The sequence below is a fragment of the Streptomyces sp. NPDC032472 genome (assembly GCF_040636955.1).
Lineage (GTDB): Bacteria > Actinomycetota > Actinomycetes > Streptomycetales > Streptomycetaceae > Streptomyces.
Window position 1 is genome coordinate 58,572 of sequence record NZ_JBEZVK010000003.1, and the last position, 24,739, is coordinate 83,310.

At 71.6% G+C, this 24,739-nt stretch carries 28 protein-coding genes and 1 pseudogene; 14 read left to right on the forward strand and 15 right to left on the reverse strand.

From position 1 onward, the window contains the following. The first annotated feature begins 40 nt into the window (after window positions 1–40). The 5 genes from AB0F11_RS02440 to AB0F11_RS02460 all read left to right on the forward strand — a co-directional run bounded on the left by AB0F11_RS02440 (window position 41) and on the right by AB0F11_RS02460 (window position 5,157). Window positions 41–1,378 carry a histidine kinase gene (locus AB0F11_RS02440; RefSeq protein WP_362167398.1) on the forward strand — a complete coding sequence of 446 codons (1,338 nt, stop codon included), beginning with the start codon at window positions 41–43 and terminating at the stop codon, window positions 1,376–1,378. Continuing rightward, on the forward strand, window positions 1,375–2,034 hold the full coding sequence (locus AB0F11_RS02445; RefSeq protein WP_361912685.1) for a response regulator transcription factor: 660 nt from the start codon (window positions 1,375–1,377) through the stop codon (window positions 2,032–2,034). The genes AB0F11_RS02440 and AB0F11_RS02445 overlap by 4 nt, the downstream gene beginning before the upstream one ends. 87 nt (window positions 2,035–2,121) lie before the next feature. Then, a complete protein-coding gene (locus AB0F11_RS02450) occupies window positions 2,122–3,105 on the forward strand; it encodes a helix-turn-helix domain-containing protein (protein ID WP_362167401.1) in 984 nt (327 codons plus the stop codon). A gap of 21 nt (window positions 3,106–3,126) precedes the next feature. Further along, window positions 3,127–3,948: an MBL fold metallo-hydrolase gene (locus AB0F11_RS02455; RefSeq protein ID WP_362167403.1), complete on the forward strand. Its 822-nt coding sequence runs from the start codon at window positions 3,127–3,129 to the stop codon at window positions 3,946–3,948. A gap of 9 nt (window positions 3,949–3,957) precedes the next feature. Continuing rightward, complete coding sequence (locus AB0F11_RS02460) at window positions 3,958–5,157, forward strand: cytochrome P450 (RefSeq protein ID WP_362167406.1); 1,200 nt, start codon at window positions 3,958–3,960, stop codon at window positions 5,155–5,157. Here the strand turns inward: AB0F11_RS02460 and AB0F11_RS02465 are convergent. Continuing rightward, a complete protein-coding gene (locus AB0F11_RS02465; protein ID WP_362167409.1) occupies window positions 5,120–5,290 on the reverse strand; it encodes a hypothetical protein in 171 nt (56 codons plus the stop codon). The two genes, AB0F11_RS02460 and AB0F11_RS02465, sit on opposite strands and share 38 nt — an antisense overlap. Before the next feature lie 17 nt (window positions 5,291–5,307). Here AB0F11_RS02465 and AB0F11_RS02470 point away from each other — a divergent pair. Both AB0F11_RS02470 and AB0F11_RS02475 read left to right on the forward strand, forming a co-directional pair. Beyond that, a pseudogene (locus AB0F11_RS02470) lies at window positions 5,308–5,457 on the forward strand (MarR family transcriptional regulator); the annotation flags it as partial. A gap of 134 nt (window positions 5,458–5,591) precedes the next feature. Next, window positions 5,592–6,902: a hypothetical protein gene (locus AB0F11_RS02475; RefSeq protein WP_362167411.1), complete on the forward strand. Its 1,311-nt coding sequence runs from the start codon at window positions 5,592–5,594 to the stop codon at window positions 6,900–6,902. On the opposite strand, the gene AB0F11_RS02480 is transcribed toward AB0F11_RS02475, so the two are convergent. Next, a complete protein-coding gene (locus AB0F11_RS02480; protein WP_362167778.1) occupies window positions 6,886–7,701 on the reverse strand; it encodes a diacylglycerol kinase in 816 nt (271 codons plus the stop codon). The two genes, AB0F11_RS02475 and AB0F11_RS02480, sit on opposite strands and share 17 nt — an antisense overlap. Before the next feature lie 184 nt (window positions 7,702–7,885). Between AB0F11_RS02480 and AB0F11_RS02485 the strand changes: the two genes are divergently transcribed. Then, the gene (locus AB0F11_RS02485; protein ID WP_362167413.1) at window positions 7,886–9,169 is read left to right on the forward strand and encodes an adenylosuccinate synthase; all 1,284 of its coding nucleotides are present in this window, start codon (window positions 7,886–7,888) and stop codon (window positions 9,167–9,169) included. Window positions 9,170–9,226: 57 nt separating this feature from the next. On the opposite strand, the gene AB0F11_RS02490 is transcribed toward AB0F11_RS02485, so the two are convergent. After that, window positions 9,227–9,685 (reverse strand): hypothetical protein, encoded by a 459-nt coding sequence (locus AB0F11_RS02490; protein WP_362167415.1) that lies wholly within the window; start codon window positions 9,683–9,685, stop codon window positions 9,227–9,229. Between the two features lie 24 nt (window positions 9,686–9,709). Further along, entirely contained in the window at window positions 9,710–10,306 is a 597-nt protein-coding gene (locus tag AB0F11_RS02495; protein ID WP_362167417.1) for a helix-turn-helix domain-containing protein, read from the reverse strand. Between the two features lie 97 nt (window positions 10,307–10,403). On the opposite strand from AB0F11_RS02495, the gene wrbA reads away from it, so the two are divergent. Next, entirely contained in the window at window positions 10,404–11,015 is a 612-nt protein-coding gene (gene wrbA / locus AB0F11_RS02500) for an NAD(P)H:quinone oxidoreductase (RefSeq protein ID WP_362167419.1), read from the forward strand. 49 nt (window positions 11,016–11,064) lie between these two features. Here wrbA and AB0F11_RS02505 read toward each other — a convergent pair whose 3' ends face one another. Beyond that, the gene (locus AB0F11_RS02505) at window positions 11,065–14,124 is read right to left on the reverse strand and encodes a DUF6879 family protein (RefSeq protein ID WP_362167421.1); all 3,060 of its coding nucleotides are present in this window, start codon (window positions 14,122–14,124) and stop codon (window positions 11,065–11,067) included. Next, the gene (locus tag AB0F11_RS02510) at window positions 14,012–14,281 is read right to left on the reverse strand and encodes a hypothetical protein (protein ID WP_362167424.1); all 270 of its coding nucleotides are present in this window, start codon (window positions 14,279–14,281) and stop codon (window positions 14,012–14,014) included. The genes AB0F11_RS02505 and AB0F11_RS02510 overlap by 113 nt, the downstream gene beginning before the upstream one ends. Before the next feature lie 131 nt (window positions 14,282–14,412). On the opposite strand from AB0F11_RS02510, the gene AB0F11_RS02515 reads away from it, so the two are divergent. Both AB0F11_RS02515 and AB0F11_RS02520 read left to right on the forward strand, forming a co-directional pair. After that, window positions 14,413–14,814, forward strand: a complete 402-nt coding sequence (locus tag AB0F11_RS02515) for a RidA family protein (RefSeq protein ID WP_362167427.1) — start codon at window positions 14,413–14,415, stop codon at window positions 14,812–14,814. 207 nt (window positions 14,815–15,021) lie between these two features. Then, window positions 15,022–15,285 (forward strand): hypothetical protein, encoded by a 264-nt coding sequence (locus tag AB0F11_RS02520; protein WP_362167430.1) that lies wholly within the window; start codon window positions 15,022–15,024, stop codon window positions 15,283–15,285. A gap of 35 nt (window positions 15,286–15,320) precedes the next feature. On the opposite strand, the gene AB0F11_RS02525 is transcribed toward AB0F11_RS02520, so the two are convergent. The 4 genes from AB0F11_RS02525 to AB0F11_RS02540 form a co-directional block, all read right to left on the reverse strand. Continuing rightward, complete coding sequence (locus tag AB0F11_RS02525) at window positions 15,321–16,574, reverse strand: hypothetical protein (protein WP_362167432.1); 1,254 nt, start codon at window positions 16,572–16,574, stop codon at window positions 15,321–15,323. Between the two features lie 82 nt (window positions 16,575–16,656). Next, on the reverse strand, window positions 16,657–17,172 hold the full coding sequence (locus AB0F11_RS02530) for a SigE family RNA polymerase sigma factor (protein ID WP_362167781.1): 516 nt from the start codon (window positions 17,170–17,172) through the stop codon (window positions 16,657–16,659). Between the two features lie 159 nt (window positions 17,173–17,331). Continuing rightward, window positions 17,332–17,745 carry a hypothetical protein gene (locus tag AB0F11_RS02535; protein ID WP_362167434.1) on the reverse strand — a complete coding sequence of 138 codons (414 nt, stop codon included), beginning with the start codon at window positions 17,743–17,745 and terminating at the stop codon, window positions 17,332–17,334. A gap of 359 nt (window positions 17,746–18,104) precedes the next feature. Further along, window positions 18,105–18,578, reverse strand: a complete 474-nt coding sequence (locus tag AB0F11_RS02540; protein WP_362167436.1) for a carboxymuconolactone decarboxylase family protein — start codon at window positions 18,576–18,578, stop codon at window positions 18,105–18,107. Between the two features lie 113 nt (window positions 18,579–18,691). Here AB0F11_RS02540 and AB0F11_RS02545 point away from each other — a divergent pair, with 113 nt between their 5' ends. Then, a complete protein-coding gene (locus AB0F11_RS02545) occupies window positions 18,692–19,114 on the forward strand; it encodes a hypothetical protein (RefSeq protein ID WP_362167438.1) in 423 nt (140 codons plus the stop codon). Window positions 19,115–19,136: 22 nt separating this feature from the next. Beyond that, a complete protein-coding gene (locus AB0F11_RS02550; protein WP_362167440.1) occupies window positions 19,137–19,421 on the forward strand; it encodes a hypothetical protein in 285 nt (94 codons plus the stop codon). Window positions 19,422–19,743: 322 nt separating this feature from the next. On the opposite strand, the gene AB0F11_RS02555 is transcribed toward AB0F11_RS02550, so the two are convergent. Continuing rightward, on the reverse strand, window positions 19,744–19,986 hold the full coding sequence (locus tag AB0F11_RS02555; protein WP_362167443.1) for a DUF397 domain-containing protein: 243 nt from the start codon (window positions 19,984–19,986) through the stop codon (window positions 19,744–19,746). After that, complete coding sequence (locus AB0F11_RS02560) at window positions 19,983–20,816, reverse strand: helix-turn-helix transcriptional regulator (RefSeq protein ID WP_362167784.1); 834 nt, start codon at window positions 20,814–20,816, stop codon at window positions 19,983–19,985. Before AB0F11_RS02560 ends, AB0F11_RS02555 begins: the two co-directional genes overlap by 4 nt. A 125-nt stretch (window positions 20,817–20,941) precedes the next feature. Between AB0F11_RS02560 and AB0F11_RS02565 the strand changes: the two genes are divergently transcribed. Next, window positions 20,942–21,427: a hypothetical protein gene (locus tag AB0F11_RS02565; protein ID WP_362167445.1), complete on the forward strand. Its 486-nt coding sequence runs from the start codon at window positions 20,942–20,944 to the stop codon at window positions 21,425–21,427. Here the strand turns inward: AB0F11_RS02565 and AB0F11_RS02570 are convergent. The 3 genes from AB0F11_RS02570 to AB0F11_RS02580 all read right to left on the reverse strand — a co-directional run bounded on the left by AB0F11_RS02570 (window position 21,352) and on the right by AB0F11_RS02580 (window position 24,677). Beyond that, window positions 21,352–22,272 (reverse strand): alpha/beta hydrolase, encoded by a 921-nt coding sequence (locus AB0F11_RS02570; RefSeq protein WP_362167447.1) that lies wholly within the window; start codon window positions 22,270–22,272, stop codon window positions 21,352–21,354. The two genes, AB0F11_RS02565 and AB0F11_RS02570, sit on opposite strands and share 76 nt — an antisense overlap. Window positions 22,273–22,498: 226 nt before the next feature. Continuing rightward, a complete protein-coding gene (gene kynU, locus AB0F11_RS02575) occupies window positions 22,499–23,839 on the reverse strand; it encodes a kynureninase (RefSeq protein ID WP_362167449.1) in 1,341 nt (446 codons plus the stop codon). After that, entirely contained in the window at window positions 23,832–24,677 is an 846-nt protein-coding gene (locus tag AB0F11_RS02580; protein ID WP_362167452.1) for a tryptophan 2,3-dioxygenase, read from the reverse strand. Before AB0F11_RS02580 ends, kynU begins: the two co-directional genes overlap by 8 nt. Window positions 24,678–24,739 lie beyond the last annotated feature (62 nt).

The window sequence follows — 24,739 nt, forward strand, 5'->3', positions numbered from 1 at the left end:
GCGACGCGGACGAGGCGGCGGCGGACCTACCGTGTGGAACATGACCGAGACGACTTCCGGGGCGGCCCCCCGGACACCCGAGATCCGGCTGGCATCGGGCCTGCTGGAGAGCCTGCGCCGCGAGCTGATCACGGATGCCTTCGCGTACCGGCCGCTGCCGCCGATGCGCACGGACGGTCGGCTGACGCGGCGGCTGCCGGAGCGGATGCGGGCGCGGGCGGCCTACCTGCCGCATGCCGCGGCCGTCGGGGCGGCGCTGTTCGTGCTGCTGCTGGCGGCGACCTCCAGCGAGATCGGGTGGCCGCTGGGGGCGCTGGTGCTCGGGCTGATCGCGGCCACCCCGGTGCTGATGACGCTGGTCCGGCCGGTGGGGGCCTTCTGGGTGGCCCTGGTGGCCGCCGGCCTGCTGGGGCTGGCGGCGCCGAGTGAGCCGGCGTGGCCGTGGTCGCCGGGTGCCATCGCCTCGTACCTGGTCACGGTGAGCATCGTGGCGATGCGGACCAAGCCCCGGGCGGCCGGCTGGATGTGGCTGATCACGGTGGCGTTCGGGCTCCTGATACCGGCCGTCGCCGGGCGGGGCGATCTGGCGGGCGTCTCGCCGCTGGCGTTCATACTGGCGGTGGTCTTCCTGGCCGTGACGGTCCGCAACACGCGCCGGCAGGCCGAGAAGGAGGTCAGCGCACAGGCCGAGGTGACGGCCGTCGAGCGGGAGCGCCGCACCCTGCTGGAGGAGCGCACGACGATCGCCCGGGAGCTTCACGACGTGGTCGCGCACCACATGTCGGTGGTGGCGATCCAGGCGGAGGCCGCGCCGTACCGGGTGAAGAACCCGCCGGCGGAGCTGGAGGCGGCGTTCGCCACCATCCGGGAGAACGCGGTGGCGGCACTGACCGAGCTGCGCCGGGTGCTCGGTGTGGTGCGCTCCGCGGACTACGAGGCGCCGGAGGCGCCGCAGCCGACACTGGCCTCGCTGGACGGGCTGCTGGCCAATGTGCGCGAGGCCGGGCTGAGCGTGGACAAGACGGTGACCGGAGCGGTGCGGGAGCTTCCGCAGGGCGTGGAGCTGTCGGCGTACCGGATCATCCAGGAGGCGCTGAGCAACACGCTCCGCCATGCGCCGGGGGCGCCGGCCGAGGTCGAGGTGTCGTACGTGCTGGGCGGCCTGGGGATACGGGTGGTCAACGGGGCGGCGACCGGGGATGTGCCGCCCTCGCCGGGCGCGGGGCACGGGATCACGGGGATGCGGGAGCGGGTGGCCATGCTGGAGGGTGAGATGACGGCCGGGCAGACGGCCGCGGGAGGGTACGAGGTGGCGGTGTTCATACCGGTGCGCGGGCGGCAGGAGCCGGCCGGGGAGACGGTGCAGGCCCCGGCATGACGATCAGGGTGCTCATCGTCGACGACCAGATGATGGTCCGTGAGGGCTTCTCCGTCCTGCTGAACGCGATGGAGGGCATCGAGGTGGTCGGCGAGGCCGTGGACGGCCGGGAGGCCGTCGAGCGGGTGGCGGCGCTGCGGCCCGACGTGGTGCTGATGGACATCCGGATGCCGGTGATGAACGGGCTGGAGGCCACGCGGGAGATCGTCGCCGCGCACTCGGACGCGAAGGTGCTGGTCCTGACGACCTTTGACCTCGACGAGTACGTGTACCAGGCGTTGCGGGCCGGGGCCTCGGGGTTCCTGCTCAAGGACGCCTCGGCCCGGCAACTGGCGGACGGGGTGCGGGTGGTGGCCTCCGGGGAGGCGCTGCTGGCCCCGACCGTCACCAAGCGGCTCATCCTGGAGTTCTCCAAGCTCTCGGCGGCGCCGAAGCTCGCGGGCTCGGCGGCGGTGGAGGAGCTGACGGAGCGGGAGACGGAGGTGCTGGTGCTGATCGCGCAGGGCCTGTCCAATGCGGAGATAGCCGACCGGCTCGTGGTCGCGGAGTCCACGATCAAGACGCATGTGAGCCGGATCCTGGTGAAGCTGGGGCTGCGCGACCGGACGCAGGCGGCGGTGTTCGCGTACGAGACCCGGCTGGTCACGCCCGCGTAAGGAGGTGTCCGGCGCCCTTAGCGGCATGGCCGGATCTGACAGAACCTGGTCATTGCGGCCATCGTGGCGGGGCGAAATGATCGAGGCATGCTCCCACCGCACAGGATCGTCATCGCCGCCTTCCCGGGGGCCGAGCTGCTCGATGTCACCGGCCCGGCCGAGGTGTTCTCGGTCGCCACACGGGTCGCCGGCCCCGGCCGCCCCGGCTACACGGTCCGGATCGCGACGGCCGGCGGAGCCCCGGTGGTCACCTCCAGCGGCCTGCGGCTGATGGCCGACCTGGCCTTGGAGGAGGTGGACGGAAGTCCGGACACCCTGCTGGTGTCGGGTGCGGTCGAGGTGGGCGAGAGCGGTGTCGAGCCGGTGCTCGACGACGTGGTCATCGACTGGCTGCGCGAGGCGGCGCCCCGGGCCGGCCGGGTGGGCTCGGTCTGCGCGGGCGCGCACCTGCTGGCCGCCGCGGGATTGCTGGACGGGCTGTCGGCCACGACCCACTGGCTCACGGCCGGGCGGCTGGCCGCCGACCATCCCCGCGTCACCGTCGATCCGGACCCCATCTTCATCAGGGCGGGCCGCCTGTGGACCTGCGCCGGCATCACCTCGGGGATGGACATGGCCCTGGCGATGGTCGCCGAGGACTACGGCCGCGAACTCGCCCTGGCGACCGCCCGGATGATGGTCATGTACGTCAAACGCTCCGGCGGGCAGAGCCAGTTCAGTGTTCCGCTCGCGCTGCCGGACGCCCCCGACGACGACGCGCGGATCGACGAGCTGCGCGTGTGGATCGGTGAGCACCTCACCGAGGACCTGTCCGCCGAGGCCCTGGCCGCACGGCTGCACCTCAGCGTGCGTCACTTCTCGCGGCTGTTCCGCCGCCGCACCGCCACCACGCCGGCCGCCTACGTCGAGGCGGTACGGCTCGAGGCCGCCCGCAGGCTGCTGCAGGACAGCGGCCACGGCCTTGCGGAGGTCGCCGCCCGCAGCGGCCTCGGCTCCGTCGAGAGCCTGCACCGCTCCTTCCGGCGCCGCCTGGGGACCACCCCTGCCGAGTACCGGCGCCGTTTCCGCTGACCACACCAGGGAGAACACCCCGTGTCCCGCACCCGCATCATCCCGCTCCCGGTCCTGGGCCGGCACGGCATCAACGCCTACCTGCTGCTGGGTCGCCGACCCGTGGTCGTCGACGCCGGCACACCCGGCAGCGGCCGCAGGATCCACGACGCGATCGCCGCGCACGGGGTGGACCCGACCGACGTATCGCTGATCGTCCTCACCCACGGCCACATCGACCACTTCGGCTCCGCGGCCGAACTCGCCCGCTTGACCGGGGCCCCGGTCGCCGGCCACATCGCCGATCTCGGGCCCTACCGCACCGGCCGGGTGCGCGAACCGTACCTGCCCACCGGCCCGATGGGCCGGCTCATGGCGCGGAACGCGAAGCTGCACGTCCGTGCCGAGCCGCTCGAACCCGGGGTGCTCCTACGGGGCGAGACCGACCTGGCCGACTTCGGGATCGCGGGGCGGATCATGCCCACGCCCGGGCACACCGCGGGGTCCGTCTCCGTCCTCACCGAGCAGGGCGACCTCGTCGCGGGCGACCTGATCGCCAATTCCTTCATGGGCCTCATCCCGGGCAGGCCGGCCAACCCTCCCTTCCACGACGACCCCTTGGGCAACCTGGCCAGCCTGCAGAGGATGCTCGACCTGGGCCCCACCCGGCTCCACGTCGGGCACGGCAGCCCCCTGGAGCCCGACCGGGTCCGGCGCTGGGCCGCCAGGGAGCAGCGGCGGCTCGACCGGCTCCGGGCCGCCGGGCGGCTCCGCACCCGCCCGGCCGATGACCCGGTTGACACCCCCGTTGACGCTCCGGTTGACGACCCGGTTGACCGGCAGGACGGGGCACGGACGGCCTAGGCTGCGGGCATGGGCTTTGATCCGTGGGACGCCGCATTCGTCGCCGATCCGTACCCCGCCTACCGGGAGCTGCGGGAGCAGGGCCGGGCCATCTGGTGGGAGGCCACCGGGCAGTGGCTGGTGCCCCACCATGCCGATGTGAGCGCGCTGTTGCGCGACCGGCGGCTGGGGCGGACGTACCTGCACCGGTTCTCGCACGAGGAGTTCGGGCGGCAGGCGCCGCCGCCGGAGCACGAGCCGTTCCACGTGCTCAACGACAACGGCCTGCTGGACCTGGAGGATCCGGCGCACGGCCGGGTCCGGCGGCTGGTGTCGAAGGCGTTCACGCCGCGGACCGTGGAGCGGCTGGCGCCCGCGGTGGAGCGGCTGGCCGGGGAGCTGGTGGGCCGGCTGCTGGCCGAGGGCGGGGGCGATCTGCTCACGGTCGTCGCCGAGCCGCTGCCCGTGGCGGTGATCGCGGAGCTGCTGGGGGTGCCGGAGTCGGACCGGGGGCTGCTGCGGCCCTGGTCGGCGGACATCTGCGGGATGTTCGAGCTGAACCCGGACGAGGAGACCGCGCGGCGGGCCGTGCGGGCGAGCGTGGAGTTCAGCGCGTACCTGCGGGAGCTGATCGCGGAGCGCCGCAAGGAGCCGGGCGAGGATTTGATCTCCGCCCTGATCGCCGCCCACGATGACGACGCGGGGCGGCTCAGCGAACAGGAGATGATCTCCACCTGTGTGCTGCTGCTGAACGCCGGGCACGAGGCGACGGTGAACACCACCGTCAACGGGTGGTGGTCGCTGTTCCGCAATCCCGAGCAGCTCGCCGCGCTCCGTCCCGAAAAGTTGTCCACAGCTGTGGACGAACTGATGCGCTACGACACACCGCTGCAGATGTTCGAGCGCTGGGTGCTCGACGACGTCCGGATCGGGGACACCACCGTCCCCCGCGGGGCCGAGGTCGCCCTGCTCTTCGGGTCCGCGAACCGCGACCCGGCCCGCTTTGAGAACCCCGACGCCCTGGACCTCGACCGGGTGGACAACCCCCACCTGAGCTTCGGCGCCGGGATCCACTACTGCCTGGGCGCTCCGCTGGCCCGGCGGGAGCTGACGGCCTCGTTCGGGGCGCTCCTGGCGGACGGGGTCCCGCCGCTGAAGCTCGTACGCGAGCCGCAGTGGCAGGAGGGCTACGTCATCCGCGGCCTGCGGGAACTCCTCGTCGAGTTCTGATCCCGAGGGCCGCGAGCGGGGTCCACAGGGCGCCGGAGGCGACACCGGAGCCGGGGAGCTTGGGCAGGTGGGCGAAGGGCGAGAGGTCCAGGGCGGCCAGCAGCAGGATCAGTGCCGACCCGCCGAAGGCCACGGCCAGGTGGCCTCCCCCTGCGCGAGGGCGTGGCGGGCCTCGGCGCCGACACCCCGGCGGGGGCGCGCATCGCCGAGACCGCGGCGTTCTTCGAGTTCCCGCAGCAGGAGCTGCTGGGCCTGATGGACCGCTGGCGCACCCACCGCGCCACCCTCGACCTGCCCTGACGGGCGCGAGCCCCGCGAGCCCCGCGAGCCCAACAAGCCCCGCCCAAAACCGGGTTCCCCGGGGCCCCGGCCGACTGCTAACCTGCGTCCGCTGCCTTCGGCGCCCCCAGCGGGAGCGTTCGGAGGCTTTTTTCATGCCTTCTGACACCCCCTCACCAGCCCCCGCCGGCTATCGCGCCCTGCTCCGCAACCGCGAGTTCGCCGGCCTGTACGCGAGCCTCACCCTGACCGTGGCCGCGAGCACCCTGTCCGGCTTCGCGCTCGGCACGCTCGTCGACCGGCAGCTCCACTCCCCGTTCCTGACCGCCGTCAGCATGTACGGGGCCACCTTCGCCACCGTGCTCGGCGCGCTCACCCTGATGTCCGTGGCCGACGGCAGCCGGCCGCGCCGGACCCTGGTCCTGCTCCAGTGCATCGCCCTCGCCGGCGCTGCCGCCCAGGCCGTGCCGGGGCTGCCCCTGGCTGCCCGGTTCGGCCTGCTCCTGGTGGCCGGCTTCTTCCAGTCACTGGGCACCGGGACCCGGATGGGCCTGCTCTCCGAGGTCCTGCCTCAGTCCTCGTACGCCCTCGCCCGCTCCCTGATGAACATCACCGCCGGCGGCATGTCCGTCCTCGGCTACGCCGCCGGCGCCCTGCTGCTGGCCCGCCTCGGCCCCCACCGGGTCTTCGCCCTCGCCGCGGCCCTGACCGGGCTCGGGCTCGCCGTCGTGGCGGCGACCGTGCGCGAGCGCTCGATCCGGCCGGCCCGCCGCCCCGGGCTGCGCACCACCCTGTCCGCCAACGCCGAGCTCCTCGCCCGCCCCGGCCGGCGGGCGCTGCTGCTGAACCTGTGGGTACCCAACGGGCTGATCGTCGGCTGCGAGGCCCTGTTCATCCCCTACGCCCCCGGCCACGCCGGGACCCTCCTCGCCGCCGCGTCCGCCGGGCTGCTCCTCGGCGACCTCGCCGTCGGGCGGCTGCTCACCGCCGACGGCCGGCGCCGGGCCGCCTTCGCCCTGCGGCTGCTGCTGGCCGCGCCGTACCTGCTCTTCGCCTTCCATCCGCCGCTGCCGCTCGCCGCGGTCGCGGTGTTCGCCGCGGGGGCCGGCTTCGCGGCGACGCTGCCCCTGCAGGAGCAGCTGCTCGCGCTCACTCCCGACCCGGTCCGCGGCCAGGTCCAGGGCGTGGAGTCGGCCGGCCGGATGACCTGGCAGGGCCTCGGCGCCGCGCTCGCGGGCGCCGCCGCCCAGTTCGCCGGGCCGGCGCTCGCGATCACCGCCCTGGCCGCGGCCTCCGTCGCCGTCACCGTCGCCTCCCGCCCGTTCGTACGGCGCGAGGGCGCAGCGGCGGCGCAGACCGACTCGGCACAGACCGACTCGGCACAGACCGGATCAGCACAGACCGGATCAGCGCACACCGACTCGGCGCAGGCCGGCCCGGCCGCGGAGATCACCGCGGCAGGATGAGCCCCCACGCCGCCGGCCGCAGGGTCCAGGTCCGTCTGCGGACCGGCCCGGCGACGGCGGCGTCGGCGCGGTAGCGGAAGTCCGCCCCCGACACCGTGACCACCCCGGCCCGCACCCGCACCACGCTCCCGTCCACCCGGACCGCCACCTCCGCCAGGCCGCCGTCCGCGGCCGCCACCGAGACGTCCTCCACCCTGCGGTCCACGTCGGCCAGCACCACCCCGTCCGCCTCGATCCGCAGCCGGTGCCCGCCGCTCCCGCCGGGCGCCGCCGCGGGCGGCCGGATCAGCGTGCGCACCAGCGAGCGGTACGCGCTGCGCACCGAGGGTCCGGCCGGCCTCGGCACGGGCGGCCGAACGGGTGGAATCCGCAGGCCTCCGAGCACGACCCCGTCGCTGTCGTCGACCAGCAGGTCCCGTACGCCGACGACCCCGTCGAGGACCGCCCGGGCGGCGGCCACCGCCGACAGGGGAACCCCCAGCCGCCGTGCCAGACCCAGCGACCCCGCCTGCCCCACCGGGATGAGCGAGACGGCCCCCTCGGCCAGGCCCCGCTCTCGGTGCAGCAGCCCGACGGCCCGCACCAGCGCCCGGTCGTCGCCCACGATGACCGGCCGCCGATGGCCCCGGCGGGCGAGCGCCCGCGCAAACTCCCCGTCCGAGTCCGGGAGGCAGATTTTCGCCGCCGCCCCCGCCGACAGGACATCTTTCGCGATCCGCACGGACTCGCCGTCAAGACGGCGGGCGACCGGGTCGACGAGCACGAGCAGGCCGCCTACCGGCGCGCCCGCGGGGCTCATGGTGGGCTCTGGAGCCGACACCTCGGTCCTTCCTCGGGTAGCATCTTTGTGCAAGAGGCCCTTGCGCTATTGCGCCAGGGCCTTCGTCTATTCCGGGGTACCGGTCCGACGGCTCAGCCTGCGGTGTACATCGTCGTACGCCCCCTGACCCAGGACATGCCCCATCCGGAAGAGGTGTACGCCTGTGCCCGCTCTTGTGCTGCTCGGAGCTCAGTGGGGTGACGAGGGCAAGGGAAAGGCCACCGACCTGCTCGGTGGATCCGTTGACTACGTGGTGCGCTACCAGGGCGGCAACAACGCCGGCCACACGGTCGTCGTAGGCGACCAGAAGTACGCGCTGCACCTTCTCCCGTCCGGCATCCTCTCCCCCGGATGCACCCCGGTCATCGGCAACGGCGTCGTCGTCGACCCGTCCGTACTCCTCTCCGAGCTGCGCGGGCTCAACGAGCGCGGCATCGACACCTCCAAGCTGCTGATCAGCGGCAACGCCCACCTGATCACGCCGTACAACGTCACCCTCGACAAGGTCGGCGAGCGCTTCCTCGGCAAGCGCAAGATCGGCACCACCGGCCGCGGCATCGGTCCGACGTACGCGGACAAGATCAACCGCGTGGGCATCCGCGTCCAGGACCTGTACGACGAGTCGATCCTGACCCAGAAGGTCGAGGCGGCCCTCGAGGGCAAGAACCAGCTCCTCGCGAAGCTGTACAACCGCCGCGCGATCGACGCCGCGCAGATCGTCGAGGAGATGCTCCAGTACGCGGAGCAGATCAAGCCGTACGTCGCCGACACCACGCTGATCCTCAACAACGCGCTGGACGAGGACAAGGTCGTGCTGTTCGAGGGCGGCCAGGGCACCCTGCTCGACGTCGACCACGGCACGTACCCGTTCGTGACCTCGTCGAACCCGACCGCGGGCGGCGCCTGCACCGGTACCGGCGTCGGCCCGACCAAGATCAGCCGAGTCATCGGCATCCTGAAGGCCTACACCACCCGCGTCGGTGCCGGCCCGTTCCCGACCGAGCTGTTCGACCAGGACGGCGAGGACCTGCGCCGCATCGGCGGCGAGCGCGGCGTGACCACCGGCCGCGACCGCCGCTGCGGCTGGTTCGACGCCCCGATCGCCCGGTACGCGACCCGCGTGAACGGCCTGACGGACTTCTTCCTGACCAAGCTGGACGTGCTGACCGGCTGGGAGCAGATCCCGGTCTGCGTCGCGTACGAGATCGACGGCAAGCGCGTCGAGGAACTGCCGTACTCGCAGTCGGACTTCCACCACGCGAAGCCGATCTACGAGAACCTGCCCGGCTGGTCCGAGGACATCACCAAGGCCAAGTCGTTCTCGGACCTCCCGAAGAACGCCCAGGCGTACGTGAAGGCCCTGGAGGAGATGTCGGGCGCCCCGATCTCCGCCATCGGCGTCGGCCCGGGCCGCGACGAGACGATCGAGATCAACTCGTTCCTGTAGGACGAGCGGAACATCCGCGAAAGGGGCGGTGCGCTGCGGCGCGCCGCCCCTTTCGGCTCACTGCAGGTCGCCCCGTCCGAGCCAGGACGGGGTGTCGGGGACGTCCGCGTCCCACTCCTTGCCCGCCTCCGCAGGCCCGTCCGGCGCGGCCGGACGCCGCGGCACGATCACCGGCCGCAGCCCCCGGGCGGCCTCCGGTCCGGCCTTCGCCACCTGCTGCGGCTTCGGCTCGGGCGGCGGCGCGCTGTCGTGGACCTGCTCGGCCACCGAGAACCGGCAGTGGAAGACCTGCCAGGCCCCGTCGAGGACCGCGAGGAATCCGTCGTCCGTCCGGTAGACCACCCGGCGGCGCACCGTCCGCGGGTGCACGGGCTCGAAGGTCTCCGCCCGCCGGCCGAGCTCGGCGAGGGCCTCCTCGCGCGTTCCCTCCACGTGGCCCAGTACGCCCACCGACCACATGCGGTGTTCGCCACCGAAGCCGAGGTTCTGCTCCACGAGCAGCCCCCACCTGGCCATCCGGATCCCCCCTCGTCGTAGCCGTCAGTCGTGCATGCCGAGCAGGGCGTCGACGGCGCTCTTGATGCGGTCGGTCGACACCCCGCGGTTCACGGTGAGGTGCTCGAAGAGGCTGGGCGCGAACGGGGCGAGCAGGAGATGGGCGAGGACCGCCGCGTCCGCCTGCGGCCGGGTCTGCCGCACCAGCATCGTGACGTGCGTGTGCATGGTGAGGTACGCCCCGCTGTCGTAGCGGGCGCCCGGTGAGGCGGCCTCGGCGGCCGCCATCACGGCGCGGTGCTCGACCAGCCGCTCGGCCTGCGTGTGCAGGAACGCCCGCAGCCGCTCCTCGGGCGGCGCCTCGGGCCCCAGCGGCGGCGGCCCGCTGAGGAAGGCCTGCTGGAACCGCTTCTCGTCGTCGTCGAGCAGCGCGTACAGCAGCCGGCTGACCGTGCCGAACCGCCGGTAGACCGTGCCGACGCCCATCCCCGCGGCATGCGCGACGGCGTTCATGCTGACGGCGTCCGGGCCGTGCTCGGCGACCAGCTGCGCCGCCGCGTCCAGGATCTTGCGCCGGTTGCGCGCGGCGTCCGCCCGCTCGGGCGGGGCCTGGCCCGCGACGGGGAGTTCGATGCGGCTCATGGAACGAGGCTACCGGACACCCTTGCAAAACGGATTCCTATCCGGTTAACTCTCACCCATCGAACCGGATAGCAATCCACTTACCGGAGGGTCCGCCATGAGCGCCAAGGTCGCCGTCATCTACTACTCCGCCACCGGCAACGTCCACGCGCTCGCGAGCGCGGTCGCCGAGGGCGCCGAGAAGGCCGGGGCGGAGGTCCGCCTGCGCCGGGTTCCCGAGCTCGCCCCCGATGCCGCCATCGACTCCAACCCGGCGTGGCGCGAGCACGTCGAGGCCGCCAAGGACGTCGAGGTCGCCACGCTCGACGACCTGACCTGGGCCAACGCCTACGCGATCGGCTCGCCGACCCGCTACGGCAACATCGCGGGCCAGCTGAAGCAGTTCCTCGACACCACCGGCGGGCTGTGGCAGAAGGGCGCCCTCGCCGACAAGCCGGCCACCGGCTTCACCAGCGCGCACAACGCCCACGGCGGCAACGAGTCCACGCTGCTCGCCCTCTACAACACCTTCCACCACTGGGGCTCGGTCATCGTCGCCCCCGGCTTCACCAACCCGGCGATCTTCAGCGCCGGCGGCAACCCGTACGGCACCTCGCACCCGGGCAGCAGCGGCGAGGTGACCGAGGAGACCCTGGCCGCGGCCCGCTACCAGGGCGAGCGCCTCGCGAAGTTCGCCGCCCGCCTCGCCGCCACGACCGACCTGGTCTGACGGCCGGGGGACCCGTCCCGCGGCAGCCCACGGGACGGGTCCGGCCGGCTCAGCCGCCGGCCAGCCGCTGCTCTATGCGCTCCCTCAGCGCGACGGCCCGGGCGTCGTCGTACGGGCCCAGCAGCCGCGCCGCATCCCGCCAGTGCTCCCGGGCCTGCTCGGCGTCCTGCGGTGACAGCGCCGCGGCCAGGCCGTCCAGGGCCTGGGCCTGCTGCCAGCCGTCCCCGAGCTCCCGGTGCACCGCCGCGGCCCGGCGGTGGAAGCCCGCGGCCTCATCGCAGCGGCCGAGGCTCCGGTAGACGCTGCCGGCGCCCTGCCAGGCGAGGGCCTCCCGACTGCGGTCGCCCAGCCTGCGCTGGATCACCGCGGACCGCTGGTACGACTCCAGCGCCTGCGCCAGTTGCTCCTGCGCGTGCTGTGCGGCTCCGAGGACCAGCAGCCAGTACCCCTCCAGCACCGCATCGCGCAGCTCCCACGCGATGTCCATGGCCTCCTGCGCGATCTCCCGGGCCTTGAGCACGTCCCCGCGCTCCAGATGCAGGGTGCTCTGCAACCGCAGCACATTGCCCGCGCTGCGCTTGTTGCCCCGCCGCCGGTGCATGCCGAGCGCCAGCCCGAGCCCCCGCTCGGCCTCCGCCAGCCGGCCCGCTTCCAGGTGCACGGTGGCGAGGTTCCCCCAGGCCACCGCCTCCCCGTGCTCCGCGCCCAGCTCGCGCGAAATCTCGATGACCTGCTCGAACCGCTCCTCGGCCTCGTCCAGCTGCCGCCTCTGCAGCAGCACCAGACCCAGCGCATTGAGCGCCGAGGCCTCTCCCTTGCGCGCTCCGAGCGCCTGCCGGATCCGCAGGGACTCCCGGTGCAGGTCCATGCTGTCGGTGAGCCGGTTCAGCCTGCGGTAGGCGAAGCCGAGGCTCTCCAACAGCGCGGCCTCACCTTCCTGCTCCCCCAGCCGCCGCACGGCCCGCAGCCCGATCTCACCGGCCGCGACCCAGTCCCCGACCGGCGCGGACGGCGCCTGCGCACTCCAGAACAACGCCGCCAGATGCCAGGCGTGCCGGTCCAGCCCCGCCTTCTCGGCAGCCCGCACCGCCGCACCCAGATTGGCGTGCTCCCGCTCGGCCCAGTCCACCGCCCGGTCGTAGTCCTCGAACGACAGCGGCTCGACGCCTTCCGCAGGAGCCCCCAGCTCGGGCGGCACGAAGGTCGGCGAAATCCACTTCCGCGCCGCGTCAGCCGTGTGCAGGTACCAGTCGAGCACCCGCTCCAGCGCCGCGGCCCGCCCCGCGGCCGTCTCCTCCAGCCGCGACTGGTCCATCGCGTAGGCCCGCAGCAGATCATGGAACTCGAACCGCTCAGGAGCCGTCTGCTCCAGCAGATGCGCCCCCACGAGCACATCCAGCAGCTGTCTGCCCCTCCTCGCACCGACACCCGCGAGCGCAGCAACCGCCCCCGGCCCGAACTCCGGCCCCGGATGCATCCCCAGCAGCCGGAACACCCGCGCCGCATCCACGGTCAGCGCCCGATACGACCAGGCGAACACCGACCGCACGGCCTCGGCATCCTGCTCGTCACCCGTACTCAACGCGTCCCACAACGCCGACTCGTCCCTCAGATCACCGATCAGCTCATCGAGCTCCATATGCGGATGGCTGGCGGCACGCTCCGCCGCGATCCGGAGCGCCAACGGCAGCCGCGCACACAACCGGGCCAGGGCCAGCAGCTTCTCCTCGTCGTCCTCGGCCCGGTACCCCGAGGTCACGCTCCGCAGCAGCTGCACCGCCTCGGCCTCGGGCAGCACCCCGAGCGTGATCCGCTCCGCACCGTCCCTCACGGCCAGCCCGGACAGCCGGCCCCGACTGGTCACCACGACCAACGACCCCGGGCTGCCGGGCAACAGGGGCCGCACCTGAGCCACCGAAGCCGCGTTGTCCAGCACCACCAGCACCCGGTGGTCGGCCAGCATCGACCGGTACAGGGCGGCCGCGGCATCGGTATCCGCAGGCACCGCCCCGGCAGGCACCCCGAGCGCCGCCAGGAACCGCTGCAGCGCCTCCTGCGCGGACACGGGCTCACCAGGGTCATACCCGCGCAAGTTCACATACAACTGCCCATCGGGAAAGTCGCCTTGAACCCGATGCGCCCAGTACAGAGCGAGCGAGGTCTTCCCCGCCCCGGCGGTCCCGGCGATGACGCAGACGGCCCCGCTCGCCATCCCGTCGAGCCGCCGCAGCTCCTGAACGCGATTGACGAACCCCCGCACAGTACCCGGCAGTTGCCGCGGCCGCACGCGCGACGCCTTCTCCCCAGAGGCACCGTGAAAGTGCACGCCCCCACTGATGGACCCGGCCTGCACCAGGTCCCGAGCAGACCCCCCGGACACGGCGTTGCCGACATCAGGAGGAGGCAGCGGCGCCACCCGCCGGGCAAAGAAGGACAGCACGTCCTCCCCCTGGCCGTAGAGCCCCCGGATGAAGCCCTCCCACCGCGCGATCAACTCGGGATCCCGGTACCGAACGGCCCCGTCGACGACCCCGGCCTCGGTGTAGAGCACCTGGTAGAGAACCTCGCCGCCCAGCACCACGACCTCGGGCAGCGGCCCGTCCGACTCAAACGGCCTGACCACGCTCAGGTCGACAACGCGGATCTCCTTGCCGGCCTCCGCCTGCACCCGGAAGGCGTGCAGCTCCCACTGCATGTAGGCAGTGAGCGGCCACTCCACCACACGTACCCGCCGAAACGGACTCTCCCGCTCCCGGTCACACCGAACAGCCCGCTCGATCCCGTCCCGCTCCCTCTCCAGCAGCCGGACGGACTCCTCCCACTGCCCGCGCCTGAGGGCCCGCCAGCTGATGTCCGGCTCCTCGAAGGTCTGGAGCCGCTCGAACTTCCAGGACTCGCGTCCACGCAGCGCGGTACGACGTGTCCGAAAATCTCTCTTGTACTCCGCTTGCCCCAGCCGGTCGCCCTGCATCCCGCCGAGGTAGAGCAGACCGGGATCACGCATCCGCAATGTCCGGCTTCGCCGAGCGCAACATGTCTCCCGGGATGACGACCAGCCGCTCGTCCCTCGCGACGGTGACTCCCGCCGGCAGACGGCGCGCATAGGCATCCGTCATATCGCGGCCGATGACGACGACGTCCCCGTTGTCGAGCTCCCAGATATCAGGACACCCGTCGTCATCCTTGGTGTGGTTCAGCTCCTGCGCGGATTTGCCTAACCGCCGCGCGAACGATGCGGACGCGTCGGCTTCCCAAGGACGAGTCATGTGTGCCCCCCACTCAAGTCCGCCCGGTGATTACGCATTGTAGCCAATCCGACTACGCACAGCAAGGACCATTCAGGCCACCGCGACTGTTCACCCAAGTGACACACGCGGCGTTCTGCGACCATGTCGCGATGGAAGATGCCCGAAAAACAGTCAGCTCCGGCTCACCGCTCGAGCCGCAGATCGGCTTCTCGCGAGCGGTGCGCAAGGGCCGACACGTGGCTGTCGCAGGCACGGCCCCCATCGGCGCAGACGGCACGACGACATCCGTCGGGGACGTCTACGCCCAGACGACCCGCTGCCTGGACATCGCACAAGAGGCCCTGAACCAGGCAGGCGCCACACTCCAGGACGTGGTCCGAACCCGCATCATGCTCACCGACGTGTCCCGCTGGCGAGAAGCGGCCAAGGCTCACGGCGAACGGTTCGCCACCATCCGCCCGGTCACCACGTTCGTGGAAGTCTCCCGCTTCATCGACCCCGACTGGCTCGTCGAAATCGAAGTCGACGCCATCCTGGACAACGACGAATGAGGTCCGATCCGGCGATCCAGGAGGTGTCCACCCGTACCGCAGACCGGTCTACGCCGGGCCCGGGCAGCGTGGAAGCCGAGATCCGCAGGAGACGGCCTGGACCGGAGTGCGGGCGCCGATGCGGTGTTCTAGCGTCGGAAGGGCGGGGGTGACCAATGCGGCACGCTCGCGGATCGCGTGACCGCCCGAGAGAGCAGGTGCATCACCATGCGTCCGTCGGCCCGTGTCCCCAGCATCCTCGCCGCCCTGGTCCTCGCCGCCGGCGGTGCCGCCTTCGCCGCCCCGGCCGCGTCCGCCAGCGTCCAGGACTGCCAGCAGTACCTCGCGTCGCACGGCAAGCAGTCCACGCCCGGCGCCGCCCAGGCCTGCTACCAGGGCTCCATCGGCAACCAGACCAGCTGCGTCGCGAGCCTCCAGCAGGCCGGCGTCTCCTCGAACGACGCGAGCGGCGCCTGCCGCGCGTCCCGCTAGACCACTGGGTTCTGTCCGGCGGATCTTGCGACCGCCTAGTTCCCGTCCCGGTTCCAGCCCGGGGCGGTCGCGAGCTCCTTCATCTGCTCCAGCGTGAGAGCAGGCGCCTTGCGGGTGGCCTGGCCGCTGATGTTGGCGGTGTTGTAGGCGGTGAGCGTCACGCGCAGCCCGTTCTTGCGCAGGGTGTCCACGATCCACTCGACGACGCCCTTGCCCTTCTCGGCGGGCCGCTGCGTGACCTTCACCCGGGTGCCGTCCGCCAGCGGGGCCTCGTCGCCGTCCGGGAAGTTCGCGGCGCCGTGGTCCTTGACGACGTTGACCTGGACCAGGGACTTGCCCTTGCCGTCGTCGAGGACGACGTAGCCGTACCCGTTCTCTCCGCCCTTGGACGCGACCGGGATCCCGTACTTGGCCACCAGGCCCTCCAGCGCCTCCAGGCCCTCCTGGTCCCGCAGCGGCGTCGAGGGTCCGGGCCGGAAGCCTTCCTCGTCGGCCGCCGGAAGGTCGTTCAGCGCCGGGCGCCACTTGTCCGAGGTGACCACCGCCTTCAACTGGGCCGGGGCCAGCGGCGGGTTGGCCCGGGACGTGCCGGCGCCCTTCTCCGCCGCGGAGTTGTTCTCCGACACGTGCACGTAGAAGCCCTGCGGGGTCACCAGCCAGGCCCGCCAGACCTTGGTGTTCACGCGGCGGTCCGGGTACTCGTAGCCCTGCTCGACCAGCACCTTGGAGCCGTCCGCCAGCTGCTCCACCGTGCAGTCGTCGTACCCCTGGATGTTCTTGTCCCCGCACTCGGTCAGCTGGCGGGTGTTGAACCCGTCCGGGTCCACCCGGTCGAGGCCGAACAGGATCGTCGACTTGCCCTTGCCGTCGTCGTACACGCCACCGACGAAGGGGGTCGACGTCTCCGTGCCCGACACATTGTCGGGCGAGAAGTTCCCGGGCGGCAGCAGCTCCTTGAGGATCGCGACCATCTGTGTACCGCTGACCGCACCGGTCCCGCTGGGCTTCCGCGCGTGCGGGCCGCCGCTTTTGCCGGACTGTCCGGCCTGTGGCGTCGGCGGCGCCGCGACGTCCAGCCGTTCCGGCCCGGCGAGCAGGCCGCTGGTGTACGCGCCGGCCGCGCCGATCAGGGTCAAGGACAGGACCGATCCGCCGATCACGGCGGCCCGGCGGCGGGCCACGAGCCGCCGTCCGCGCTGTTCACCGGCTTCCACGAGGGCGTGCCGGTCGGTCGTGAAACCGTCCCCCGCACGCCGGAGGGCTTCGCCGAGCTCGTCTTCAAAGGGCATGGGGAACCAAACCTTCCGATTTCAGGGGTGTGAAGAGGGCCAAACCGGCGGGCCGCACGAGGCAGCCGGCCTTTTCCGCTGCTCAGAGGCCCGCGAACTCGGTAATGCTGCCGCCCAGTTGTTCCCTCAGCCGGCCGAGCGCCCGCGAGGTCCGGGTACGGACCGCCGCCGAGCTGGTGTTCATCGCGTCGGCGGTCTCCTCGATGCTGCGGTCCTCCCAGTACCGCAGCACGAGCACCGCCCGGTCCTTGGGCGCGAGCCGCCCCAGCGCCTCCAGGAGCGTCAGCCGCAGCGCGGGATCGCCGGGACCGGCGGCGGCCGCGCCCGGATCGGGGAACTGCCCGACCGGACGCTCTCCCGCCGACCGCCGGCGCTGGTGCGTCAGGAAGGCCCGTACGAGCACCGTCTGCGCGTACGCCGCCGGATTGTCGATACGGCAGATGCGCCCCCAGAGCAGGTACATCCGGCCCAGGGTTTCCTGTACGAGGTCCTCCGCGAGGTGGGTGTCCCCGCTGGCCAGCAGACAAGCCGACCGGTACAGGTGCCCCGACCTGGCTTCCGCGAACTCACGGAACCCGTCTCTGCGCCCCTGCCGCATGTACTCCCCCTCGCGTCGTCTCACCCCATCGACGCGACGGCCGCCCGGTAATGTTTCACACGAGTTCGTGGAGGTGGACGTGGAACTCCTCGTGCACGAAGCCCTCCGACTCGTACAGGCCCCGGGCGGCCGCGGTGCGAGGCGGCTAGTAGTGCTTTGTTAGCTGGTCCAAGGCAGGCGGACGGCTTCGATCTCACTGTCCGCGAGCGGCGCCTCGACGAGCGGGCGGGGGCCGCAGACCTTGGTGCCCCGGAGGTCGCAGACGGCCCAGGAGCGGTCCGCGGCCCACAGGTTGGAGGGGCTGTACAGGATGTCCGGGTGGTCGAAGAGAGCCTGCGCGTCGCCCAGGCGGTCGGATCGGACATGCCCGCACTCGAAGTCCCGCGCGACGATCGGGTTGTAGTACGCCAGGCAGAGGGTGTCCGCTCCCTGGGGGCTGTGCGCGGTGAGGAAGCGGATCAGTTGGTCCCATGTCGTCCTGTCAAGGCTGCCCTCGGCGGGCCACTCGATGGAGCCGGGCCGGATGCCCGCCTCCTTCGCGCAGCGAAAACAGCGGTACAGGCCCTGCGGCACGACCGGATCGCCGACACGGACGGCCGGCTCCGCCCAGCGCAGCCGCTGCCAGCCCGGGCCGGGGTGCTCGTTCCGACCCTGACGCCGAGCACCCAGGCGGCGTCCGGCCGCCCGGGTGCCTCATAGCCGGTGAGGCCGTCGTCCTGGGCGAGCCCGGCAAGCCAGTCGACGGCGGTTCCCAGCCGCGACACCAGCACGCCGTAGTGCGAGAACAGCTGATCAACGTCGGCGGTGCAGACGCTGCGCGTCGGTCGAGCCGGAGACCGACCTGCCTTCCCGCCGGCCTGGTCACCGCGTACGGTGACCAGGCCGATCGGGTCCACCGTGCGCCACCGGCGGCCCGGGCCGAGGACTCCCCGTCAGCCGAACTGGCCGGGCTGGTAGTCGCCCGCGGGCTGCTGAACCAGGACATTGATCCGGTTGAAGGCGTTGATGAGCGCGATCAGCGAAACAAGAGCGGCAAGCTGCTCCTCGTCGTAGTGCTTGGCAGCGTTCTCCCACGCCTCATCGCTCACCCCACCGGCCGCGTCACCGATCCGCGTGCCCTGCTCCGCGAGCTCCAGCGCCGCGCGCTCGGCATCGGTGAAGACGTTGGCTTCCCGCCACGCCGCCACCATGTGGAGCCGCACCGGGGTCTCCCCGGCCGCAGCAGCGTCCTTGGTGTGCATGTCGAGGCAGAACCCACAGCCGTTGATCTGGCTGGCCCGGATCTTCACGAGCTCCTGCGTCGAGGCAGGCAGCGTCGAGTCCGAGATCGCCTTGCCTGCAGAGACGAAGTGCTTCAGGGCCTTGCCGGCCACGGGGCTGCCGAAGACGTTCAAACGAGCCTGCATGGTGTGCTCCTCTTGTCGATGGCTACGCCCATATGACGGCCCCAGCCCACCGAATGTGACACCCACGAATGTGACCTGCGTCTCCTGTCGGCGGCCGCCCCTACCCTGCCCTCATGACCGCCGATCCCCTCCAGGAGCACCTGTCATCCGTCGATGACCTGCTCGCCCACCCCTCCCCGACCGACGACGACGCCGTACGCGCCCTCCGCACCAGCGAGGACTTCTGGGACGACGAGGACTTCCAAGCCTGGCTCGCAGCCGAAGCGGACATGCAGTCCCACCTCGCAGCCCTCACCGCAGCACTCACCACCCGCTGGGGCACCCCGCTCACCGTCGACCTGTGGTCCTACCTTCAGGCCGGCTACGAGGGCGAGGACATCCCCGCGCCGCTCGACGAGCTCAGCCAGCAGGCCACCACCATGCAGGCCTGGCCGCTCCCGGACGGCCGCTGGCTCGGCCTCACCGTCGCCCAGTGCGACAAGGAGCTCCCCATGCAACTTCTGGCCGCAGTCGGACACCTCCACCACCTGAGGTAACCGATCCCTTACCGTACGTCGCATGAAGACGGCACTCGCAGTCTGCGCAACGGCAGCGGCCCTCGCCCTCGCCACCCCGAGCTCCGCCTATGCGGCCCACGGCGTCCTGATCATCGACGGCGCGTCCCACCCCTCACCCAGCGGCTGCTACCCGCTGGGCGACTTCGTCCCACCGGTGGTCTCCAACTACACCGACTCGGTCATCGCAGTCTGGTCCGACTACGACTGCACGGGCCAGGTCGAATGGTTCATCAACCCGGGCGAGACCTACCACCCGAACGGCAACCGCAGCATCTTCGTCCCGTGACCGCAGACGCCTGACCAGGGGAGCACGTAGCGATCGGCTGCGCCGGGCGGGAGCACGGGCAGTGAGGGAGGAGCGGACAGCAGCCGCGGCCGGTCTGCCGCCCTGCCCGTCCCTCCCCCCTCCTCCCGGGGGCCCGGACAGTCCGTGGCGTTCCGGGGCGGTGGTCGGGGTCAAGGGTGGCCGGAGGCCATCGCGCAGCGACGCGACCGGAGGGAGCGCCCTTGAGGCCGGCCGCCGCGCCGGAATGACACTGGGACTGACCGGGCCCCCGGGAGGAGGGGGTCCCTCCCTGATGCCGAGGACGCGTCCGCGGCTCAGCGGCTCAGCCGGCCGCCCAGGCGGCAAAGTCCACCCAGGCCGCGGGGGCCACCGCGAAGGCCGGCCCGCCGAGGTCCTTGGAATCCCGGACGTGCACGGCGTGCGGGCAGGCTGCCACCTCGACGCAAGCGCCGCCCGCATCGCTGCTGTAGCTCGACCTACGCCACTCATAGGCCACCTCGATGCAGTTGCCGCCGCTGCTGTCGCTGTAGCTCGACCTGAACCACCTCAGCGCGCTTGCGCTCATCTCCGCCCTCCCGCCAACTTCTTGATGAGGCCCAGGGATTCGTCCGGACTCAGAGCCTGTGCGCGGATCTTCGCATACCGCTGCGCCAGGCGTGAGACCTTGGCACGGTCGCTGATCAGGATGCTCTCATCCTCGATTTCCAGGTAGACGACATGGTCATGGTCCTGGGTCTCCACCAGTTTCATCGGGCCGCAGGCGCCCGCATAGGCGCCACTCAGCCCTCTGTCCTGAGGCAGGATCTGCACGGTGACGTTGACGCGCTCCGCATCCTCAATGAGTGAGGTCAGCTGCTCCTGCATGATCTCCTGACTGCCGAAGGGCCGTGAGAGAACGGACTCCTCCAGGATCATCTCGATCATCACTTCCCGATCGCTTTCGAAGAGCGACCGCCGGGCCAGTCGAGCCTCGACCAGTTCCTCGACCTTGCCAGGGGCAACGGGTGGATACCCGGCCTTGATGAGCGCACGGGCGTAGGCCTCGGTCTGGAAGAGACCGTCCATCACCAGCGTCTCGTAGGAGGAGATCGTGCAGGCGGACGCCTCGATCTGCGAGAACGGACGGAAGCCGACTGGATACTTCTCCAGCAGGACGTACTTGCGGCTGACCTCGAAGATGCCGAGACCGTTCCCGATGGCCAGCTCCAAACCTTCCAGCATTCGATCGCTCGGCGGTTGCGCGCCTGTCTCCAGCGCACTGATGGCCGATCCCGTGTAGCCGATCCGATCGCCCAACGCCTCCTGAGTCAGGTTCTCCCGTACACGCAGTAGGCGAGCAATCTCGGCGATGAACCTCGTCACCGGCCGGTCGTCGTTCCTGTCAGCCTTGGGCATCACGAACACCCCCGAACTCAAACGAACTCAAACGGTCTCCAGCGCACAGCCGCGTAATCCCAGAGTTTTGGACTCTCGAATCCGAGCCCTAGAAAACCGTAGACCGCACCCCCCACCCTGGACCCATGAACACAGAAAGTCACTCCACCGGCACCCCCAACACCCCCACCCCGAGCTGGATTCCGAACACCGGCATCGGAATCCGCAAGGCAGGAGTGCTATTTGACGCGGTACGCGTGGACGGTGACACGGGACGGAGCCTCGCCGATCTCCTCGCGACGCTCACAGGCGGTGACCCCGGGCCGATCATCATTCAAGCCAACGGCCGGCGCCCGGTCTACTTCCTCGTCCCGGTCGGCAGCGCCGCCTACCGCGTCTGGCCGCCCGGATTCACCCGGCTCACCTCAGGCCCCCGCCGCACGACCTACCTCCCGATCCCCGCCCTGGAAGGCTCCTGGCCCCTGGCCTGGCGTTGCCCGCCCACCGCCGAGGACCGGTTCGTACACGCACTGCTGCTCTACCGCGCAGCCGGCCTCTACCAAGCCAGCTGCGAGATCTCCTCGGCCACCACCGCACAGGCGTCCGCGGCCGGATCGATCAGCGGGAAGTGACCGACCCCGTCGAGCAGCGTCAGCCCGACCGTCTCCCCGGCCTTGGCCGCCGCAGCCACGTACGACTCGGCCACCGCACTCGGCACGACGATGTCCTCCCGCCCGTGCACGATGGTGGTCGCGATCCCCGTCGGCACCAGCGCCGCCGGATCCGCGTACGCCACCCGCTCCGCCCAGTGCGCATCGCCGCCCAGCAGCTGCGCGGAGGCCCCGCCGCACACCCCGAGCTCCTCCGCCACCTCGAAGTCCGCGATGGGGGCCAGCGCCACCACGCCGCGCAGCAGCGGCGGGGAAGGCAGCTTCCACCCGGCCGGGGACCCAGCCGGCAGCACGTGCCGGGCGGCGGCCCACAGAGCGAGGTGCCCACCGGCCGAGTGCCCGGCGATCACGGTACGACGGGGATCGGCGGCCGGAACGGAGGCAGCGGCAAGCCCGGGCAGCGCATCCATCGCAGCCGCCACATCATCGAAGGTCTCGGGCCACCGCCCCGCAACCAGCCCACCAGCACCCACACCCGCACCCGCACCCGCACCCTGATGGGGTACGGGACCCGAACTCCCCCGCCGATATTCGACACTCGCCACGGCGAACCCGCACCGAGCCAGAAAATCAGCCAAAGGCGACACGTGCACCCGGTCATAGGGAGCCCGCCAAGCACCCCCGTGAAGCAGCACCACCAGGGGGGCGGAGGCAGCAGAGGTGACAACATCCCCCCGCGGCGCATAAAAGTCGATCACATGATCCGGATGGTCCCCGTACGCAGCAGTCGCGTCCGGCGCGACCGGCGGGTGGGAGAAGGCCGAGGCGGCCTCGGCGGCGTCCCGTTCGACTGCGGGGTCCGTCATCGGCTCAACCTCTCGGTAACGCTGGCACTGGTGTTCCGGTGATCCCGGTGATCCGGCAGAGCCGGACCGTATCAGGCCGGAACCCGCCTGTCCCTTGGGGCCCTTGCACACCCGCGAACCGGGCATGGAATCGGATGGCGGCGGGCAGGGATCACACCCTGCCCGCCCCTAGCCGTGACGTTTCGCCACGACCGCGCCCGACGGTCACCCGAACATCACCCGAACGTCACCCGAAGATGTGACCCAGCGAACCCAGCGTCCGGGCCGCACGCTCGGCATCGGCGAAGCCGACGTACAGGGGCGTGAACCCGAACCGGAGCACGTCCGGAGCCCGGAAGTCCCCGATGACGCCCACACCGATCAGCGCGTCCATCACCTCACGGGCGTTCTCGCACCGCAGCGAGACCTGGCTCCCCCGCCGCTCGTGCTCCACCGGGGTGACGGACTCGACCTTCCCCTCCGGCACGTACGCGGCCACGCACTCCAGGAAGAAGTCCGTCAGCGCAAGGGACTTGGCCCGCACCGCCAGGACGTCGACACCGTCCCACGCGTCCAGCGCCGCCTCCAGGGCCAGCATGGACAGGATGTCCGGCGTGCCGACCCGGCCGCGTACGGCACCCTGCGCCGAAGGCGCGTACTCGGAGGTCATGGCAAACGGATCCGCGTGCCCGTTCCAGCCGGGCAGCGGCGAGTCGAACGCAGCCTGGTGCCGTTCGGCGATGTACAGATACGCGGGTGAACCGGGGCCCCCGTTGAGGTACTTGTACGTGCAGCCGACCGCGAGGTCGACGCCGTTCTCGTCGAGGCCGACGGGCAGGGCACCGGCCGAGTGGCACAGGTCCCACACCACCACGGCGCCGGCGGCGTGCGCGGCCCGCGTGAGGCCGGGCAGGTCGTGCAGCCGGCCGGTGCGGTAGTCGACGTGGTTGAGCAGCACCACGGCGACGCTCCCGCCCCGCGCGGCGAGCACCGCAGCCGCCTCGGACGGATCCACCGGCACCACGGTCAGACCGGTCATCCGGGCGGCGGACTCGGCTATGTACCCGTCGGTCGGGAAGGTGGAGGCGTCGACCAGCATCTCGGTCCGACCACCACCGGCAGCGGCGCCCAGCCGCGCAGCCCCCACCAGCGCCTTGAACAGGTTGACGCTGGTGGAGTCGCCCACGACGACCTGGCCCGGCGCCGCACCGACGAGCGGTGCGATCCGGTCGCCGATCCGCTCGGGCGCGGTCCACCAGCTGCCGGAGCTCCAGGAGCGGATCAGCTCGGTGCCCCACTCCCGGGTGACGACCTCGGCGACGCGCTCCGCGACGCCGACGGGCAGGGCGCCGAGGGAGTTGCCGTCGAGGTAGACGACGCCGTCGGGGAGGGCGAAGCGCTCGCGGAGCTTGCCGAGCTCGTCGGCGGCATCGAGCCGGGCGGCACGGTCGGCGAGCTCGGCAGCACGGTCGGCGAGGTCAGCGCTGACGGCGGGAGCGGCGCCGACGGCGACGTCAGCGCCGACGGCGAGATCAGCGCCGACGGCGAGGTCCGGGCCCAGGCCGGCAGAAACGTCGGACTCAGACATGGCTGCGCGCCGTCCACAGCTCGGGGAACACGTTCTTCGAGGCCCGCTTCTCCAGCCAGGTCACCCCGGCCGAGCCGCCCGTCCCCGTCTTCGCACCCATCGCGCGGCGCGTGGCGACGAGGTGGTCGTTGCGCCAGCGCCAGACCAGCTCGGCCACGTCCGTCAGGACCTCGCCCAGCCGGTGCAGGTCCTGGTGCAGCTCCGGGTCCTCGTACAGGGTGGTCCACACGGCCTCGACCTCGGCGGAGGCCTCGTACCGCTGGGACAGGTCGCGGTCGAGGACGGCCGGCGGCACCGGCAGGCCGCGGCGCGCGAGCAGCCGCAGCACCTCGTCGTAGAGGCTGGGCTCCTGCAGGGCCTTCTCCAGCTCCGCGTGCACGCGCGGCGCACCGCGGTGCGGGACGAGCATGGAGGCGGACTTCTCGCCGAGCAGGAACTCCATCCGGCGGTACATCGCCGACTGGAAGCCGGAGCCCTCGCCGAGGGCGGCGCGGTACGAGTTGAACTGGCCCGGGGTGAGCTGGGCGAGCGGGCGCCAGGAGGCGTTGAGGGCCTCCAGCTCGCGGAGGGATCGTTTCAGCGCATCCATCGCAACGGGGATGCGGTCCTCGCGGAGCGCCTTCGCGGCCGTCTCCCACTCGTGGACGATGACGGTGAACCACAACTCCATGACCTGGGTGGTGACCAGGAAGACCATCTCGCCGGGATCGTCCGAGCGGGGGTGCTGGAGGTGGGTGAGGACGTCCGCCTGGACATAGTCCTCGTACGGGGTCGTGCCGTCGAAGTCGAGGTTCGGGGTGTCCGAACCGGCTCCGGAGGCATCAAGGGTGTTAGACATCGCTGTCTCCTCGACACGTGCTTCCGGGTAGCGGTCCGCTCCTTCCGAATGGGTATGTGGAG

Bases quoted from the DNA above. Each gene is read 5' to 3' on its own strand.
- AB0F11_RS02440 (WP_362167398.1), top strand. From the start codon at position 41: ATGACCGAGACGACTTCCGGGGCGGCCCCCCGGACACCCGAGATCCGG.
- AB0F11_RS02445 (WP_361912685.1), top strand. From the start codon at position 1,375: ATGACGATCAGGGTGCTCATCGTCGACGACCAGATGATGGTCCGTGAG.
- AB0F11_RS02450 (WP_362167401.1), top strand. From the start codon at position 2,122: ATGCTCCCACCGCACAGGATCGTCATCGCCGCCTTCCCGGGGGCCGAG.
- AB0F11_RS02460 (WP_362167406.1), top strand. From the start codon at position 3,958: ATGGGCTTTGATCCGTGGGACGCCGCATTCGTCGCCGATCCGTACCCC.
- AB0F11_RS02475 (WP_362167411.1), top strand. From the start codon at position 5,592: ATGCCTTCTGACACCCCCTCACCAGCCCCCGCCGGCTATCGCGCCCTG.
- AB0F11_RS02480 (WP_362167778.1), bottom strand. From the start codon at position 7,701: ATGAGCCCCGCGGGCGCGCCGGTAGGCGGCCTGCTCGTGCTCGTCGAC.
- AB0F11_RS02490 (WP_362167415.1), bottom strand. From the start codon at position 9,685: ATGGCCAGGTGGGGGCTGCTCGTGGAGCAGAACCTCGGCTTCGGTGGC.
- AB0F11_RS02495 (WP_362167417.1), bottom strand. From the start codon at position 10,306: ATGAGCCGCATCGAACTCCCCGTCGCGGGCCAGGCCCCGCCCGAGCGG.
- wrbA (WP_362167419.1), top strand. From the start codon at position 10,404: ATGAGCGCCAAGGTCGCCGTCATCTACTACTCCGCCACCGGCAACGTC.
- AB0F11_RS02505 (WP_362167421.1), bottom strand. From the start codon at position 14,124: ATGCCTATGCGCGCCGTCTGCCGGCGGGAGTCACCGTCGCGAGGGACG.
- AB0F11_RS02510 (WP_362167424.1), bottom strand. From the start codon at position 14,281: ATGACTCGTCCTTGGGAAGCCGACGCGTCCGCATCGTTCGCGCGGCGG.
- AB0F11_RS02515 (WP_362167427.1), top strand. From the start codon at position 14,413: ATGGAAGATGCCCGAAAAACAGTCAGCTCCGGCTCACCGCTCGAGCCG.
- AB0F11_RS02520 (WP_362167430.1), top strand. From the start codon at position 15,022: ATGCGTCCGTCGGCCCGTGTCCCCAGCATCCTCGCCGCCCTGGTCCTC.
- AB0F11_RS02525 (WP_362167432.1), bottom strand. From the start codon at position 16,574: ATGCCCTTTGAAGACGAGCTCGGCGAAGCCCTCCGGCGTGCGGGGGAC.
- AB0F11_RS02530 (WP_362167781.1), bottom strand. From the start codon at position 17,172: ATGCGGCAGGGGCGCAGAGACGGGTTCCGTGAGTTCGCGGAAGCCAGG.
- AB0F11_RS02540 (WP_362167436.1), bottom strand. From the start codon at position 18,578: ATGCAGGCTCGTTTGAACGTCTTCGGCAGCCCCGTGGCCGGCAAGGCC.
- AB0F11_RS02545 (WP_362167438.1), top strand. From the start codon at position 18,692: ATGACCGCCGATCCCCTCCAGGAGCACCTGTCATCCGTCGATGACCTG.
- AB0F11_RS02550 (WP_362167440.1), top strand. From the start codon at position 19,137: ATGAAGACGGCACTCGCAGTCTGCGCAACGGCAGCGGCCCTCGCCCTC.
- AB0F11_RS02555 (WP_362167443.1), bottom strand. From the start codon at position 19,986: ATGAGCGCAAGCGCGCTGAGGTGGTTCAGGTCGAGCTACAGCGACAGC.
- AB0F11_RS02560 (WP_362167784.1), bottom strand. From the start codon at position 20,816: ATGCCCAAGGCTGACAGGAACGACGACCGGCCGGTGACGAGGTTCATC.
- AB0F11_RS02565 (WP_362167445.1), top strand. From the start codon at position 20,942: ATGAACACAGAAAGTCACTCCACCGGCACCCCCAACACCCCCACCCCG.
- AB0F11_RS02570 (WP_362167447.1), bottom strand. From the start codon at position 22,272: ATGACGGACCCCGCAGTCGAACGGGACGCCGCCGAGGCCGCCTCGGCC.
- kynU (WP_362167449.1), bottom strand. From the start codon at position 23,839: ATGTCTGAGTCCGACGTTTCTGCCGGCCTGGGCCCGGACCTCGCCGTC.
- AB0F11_RS02580 (WP_362167452.1), bottom strand. From the start codon at position 24,677: ATGTCTAACACCCTTGATGCCTCCGGAGCCGGTTCGGACACCCCGAAC.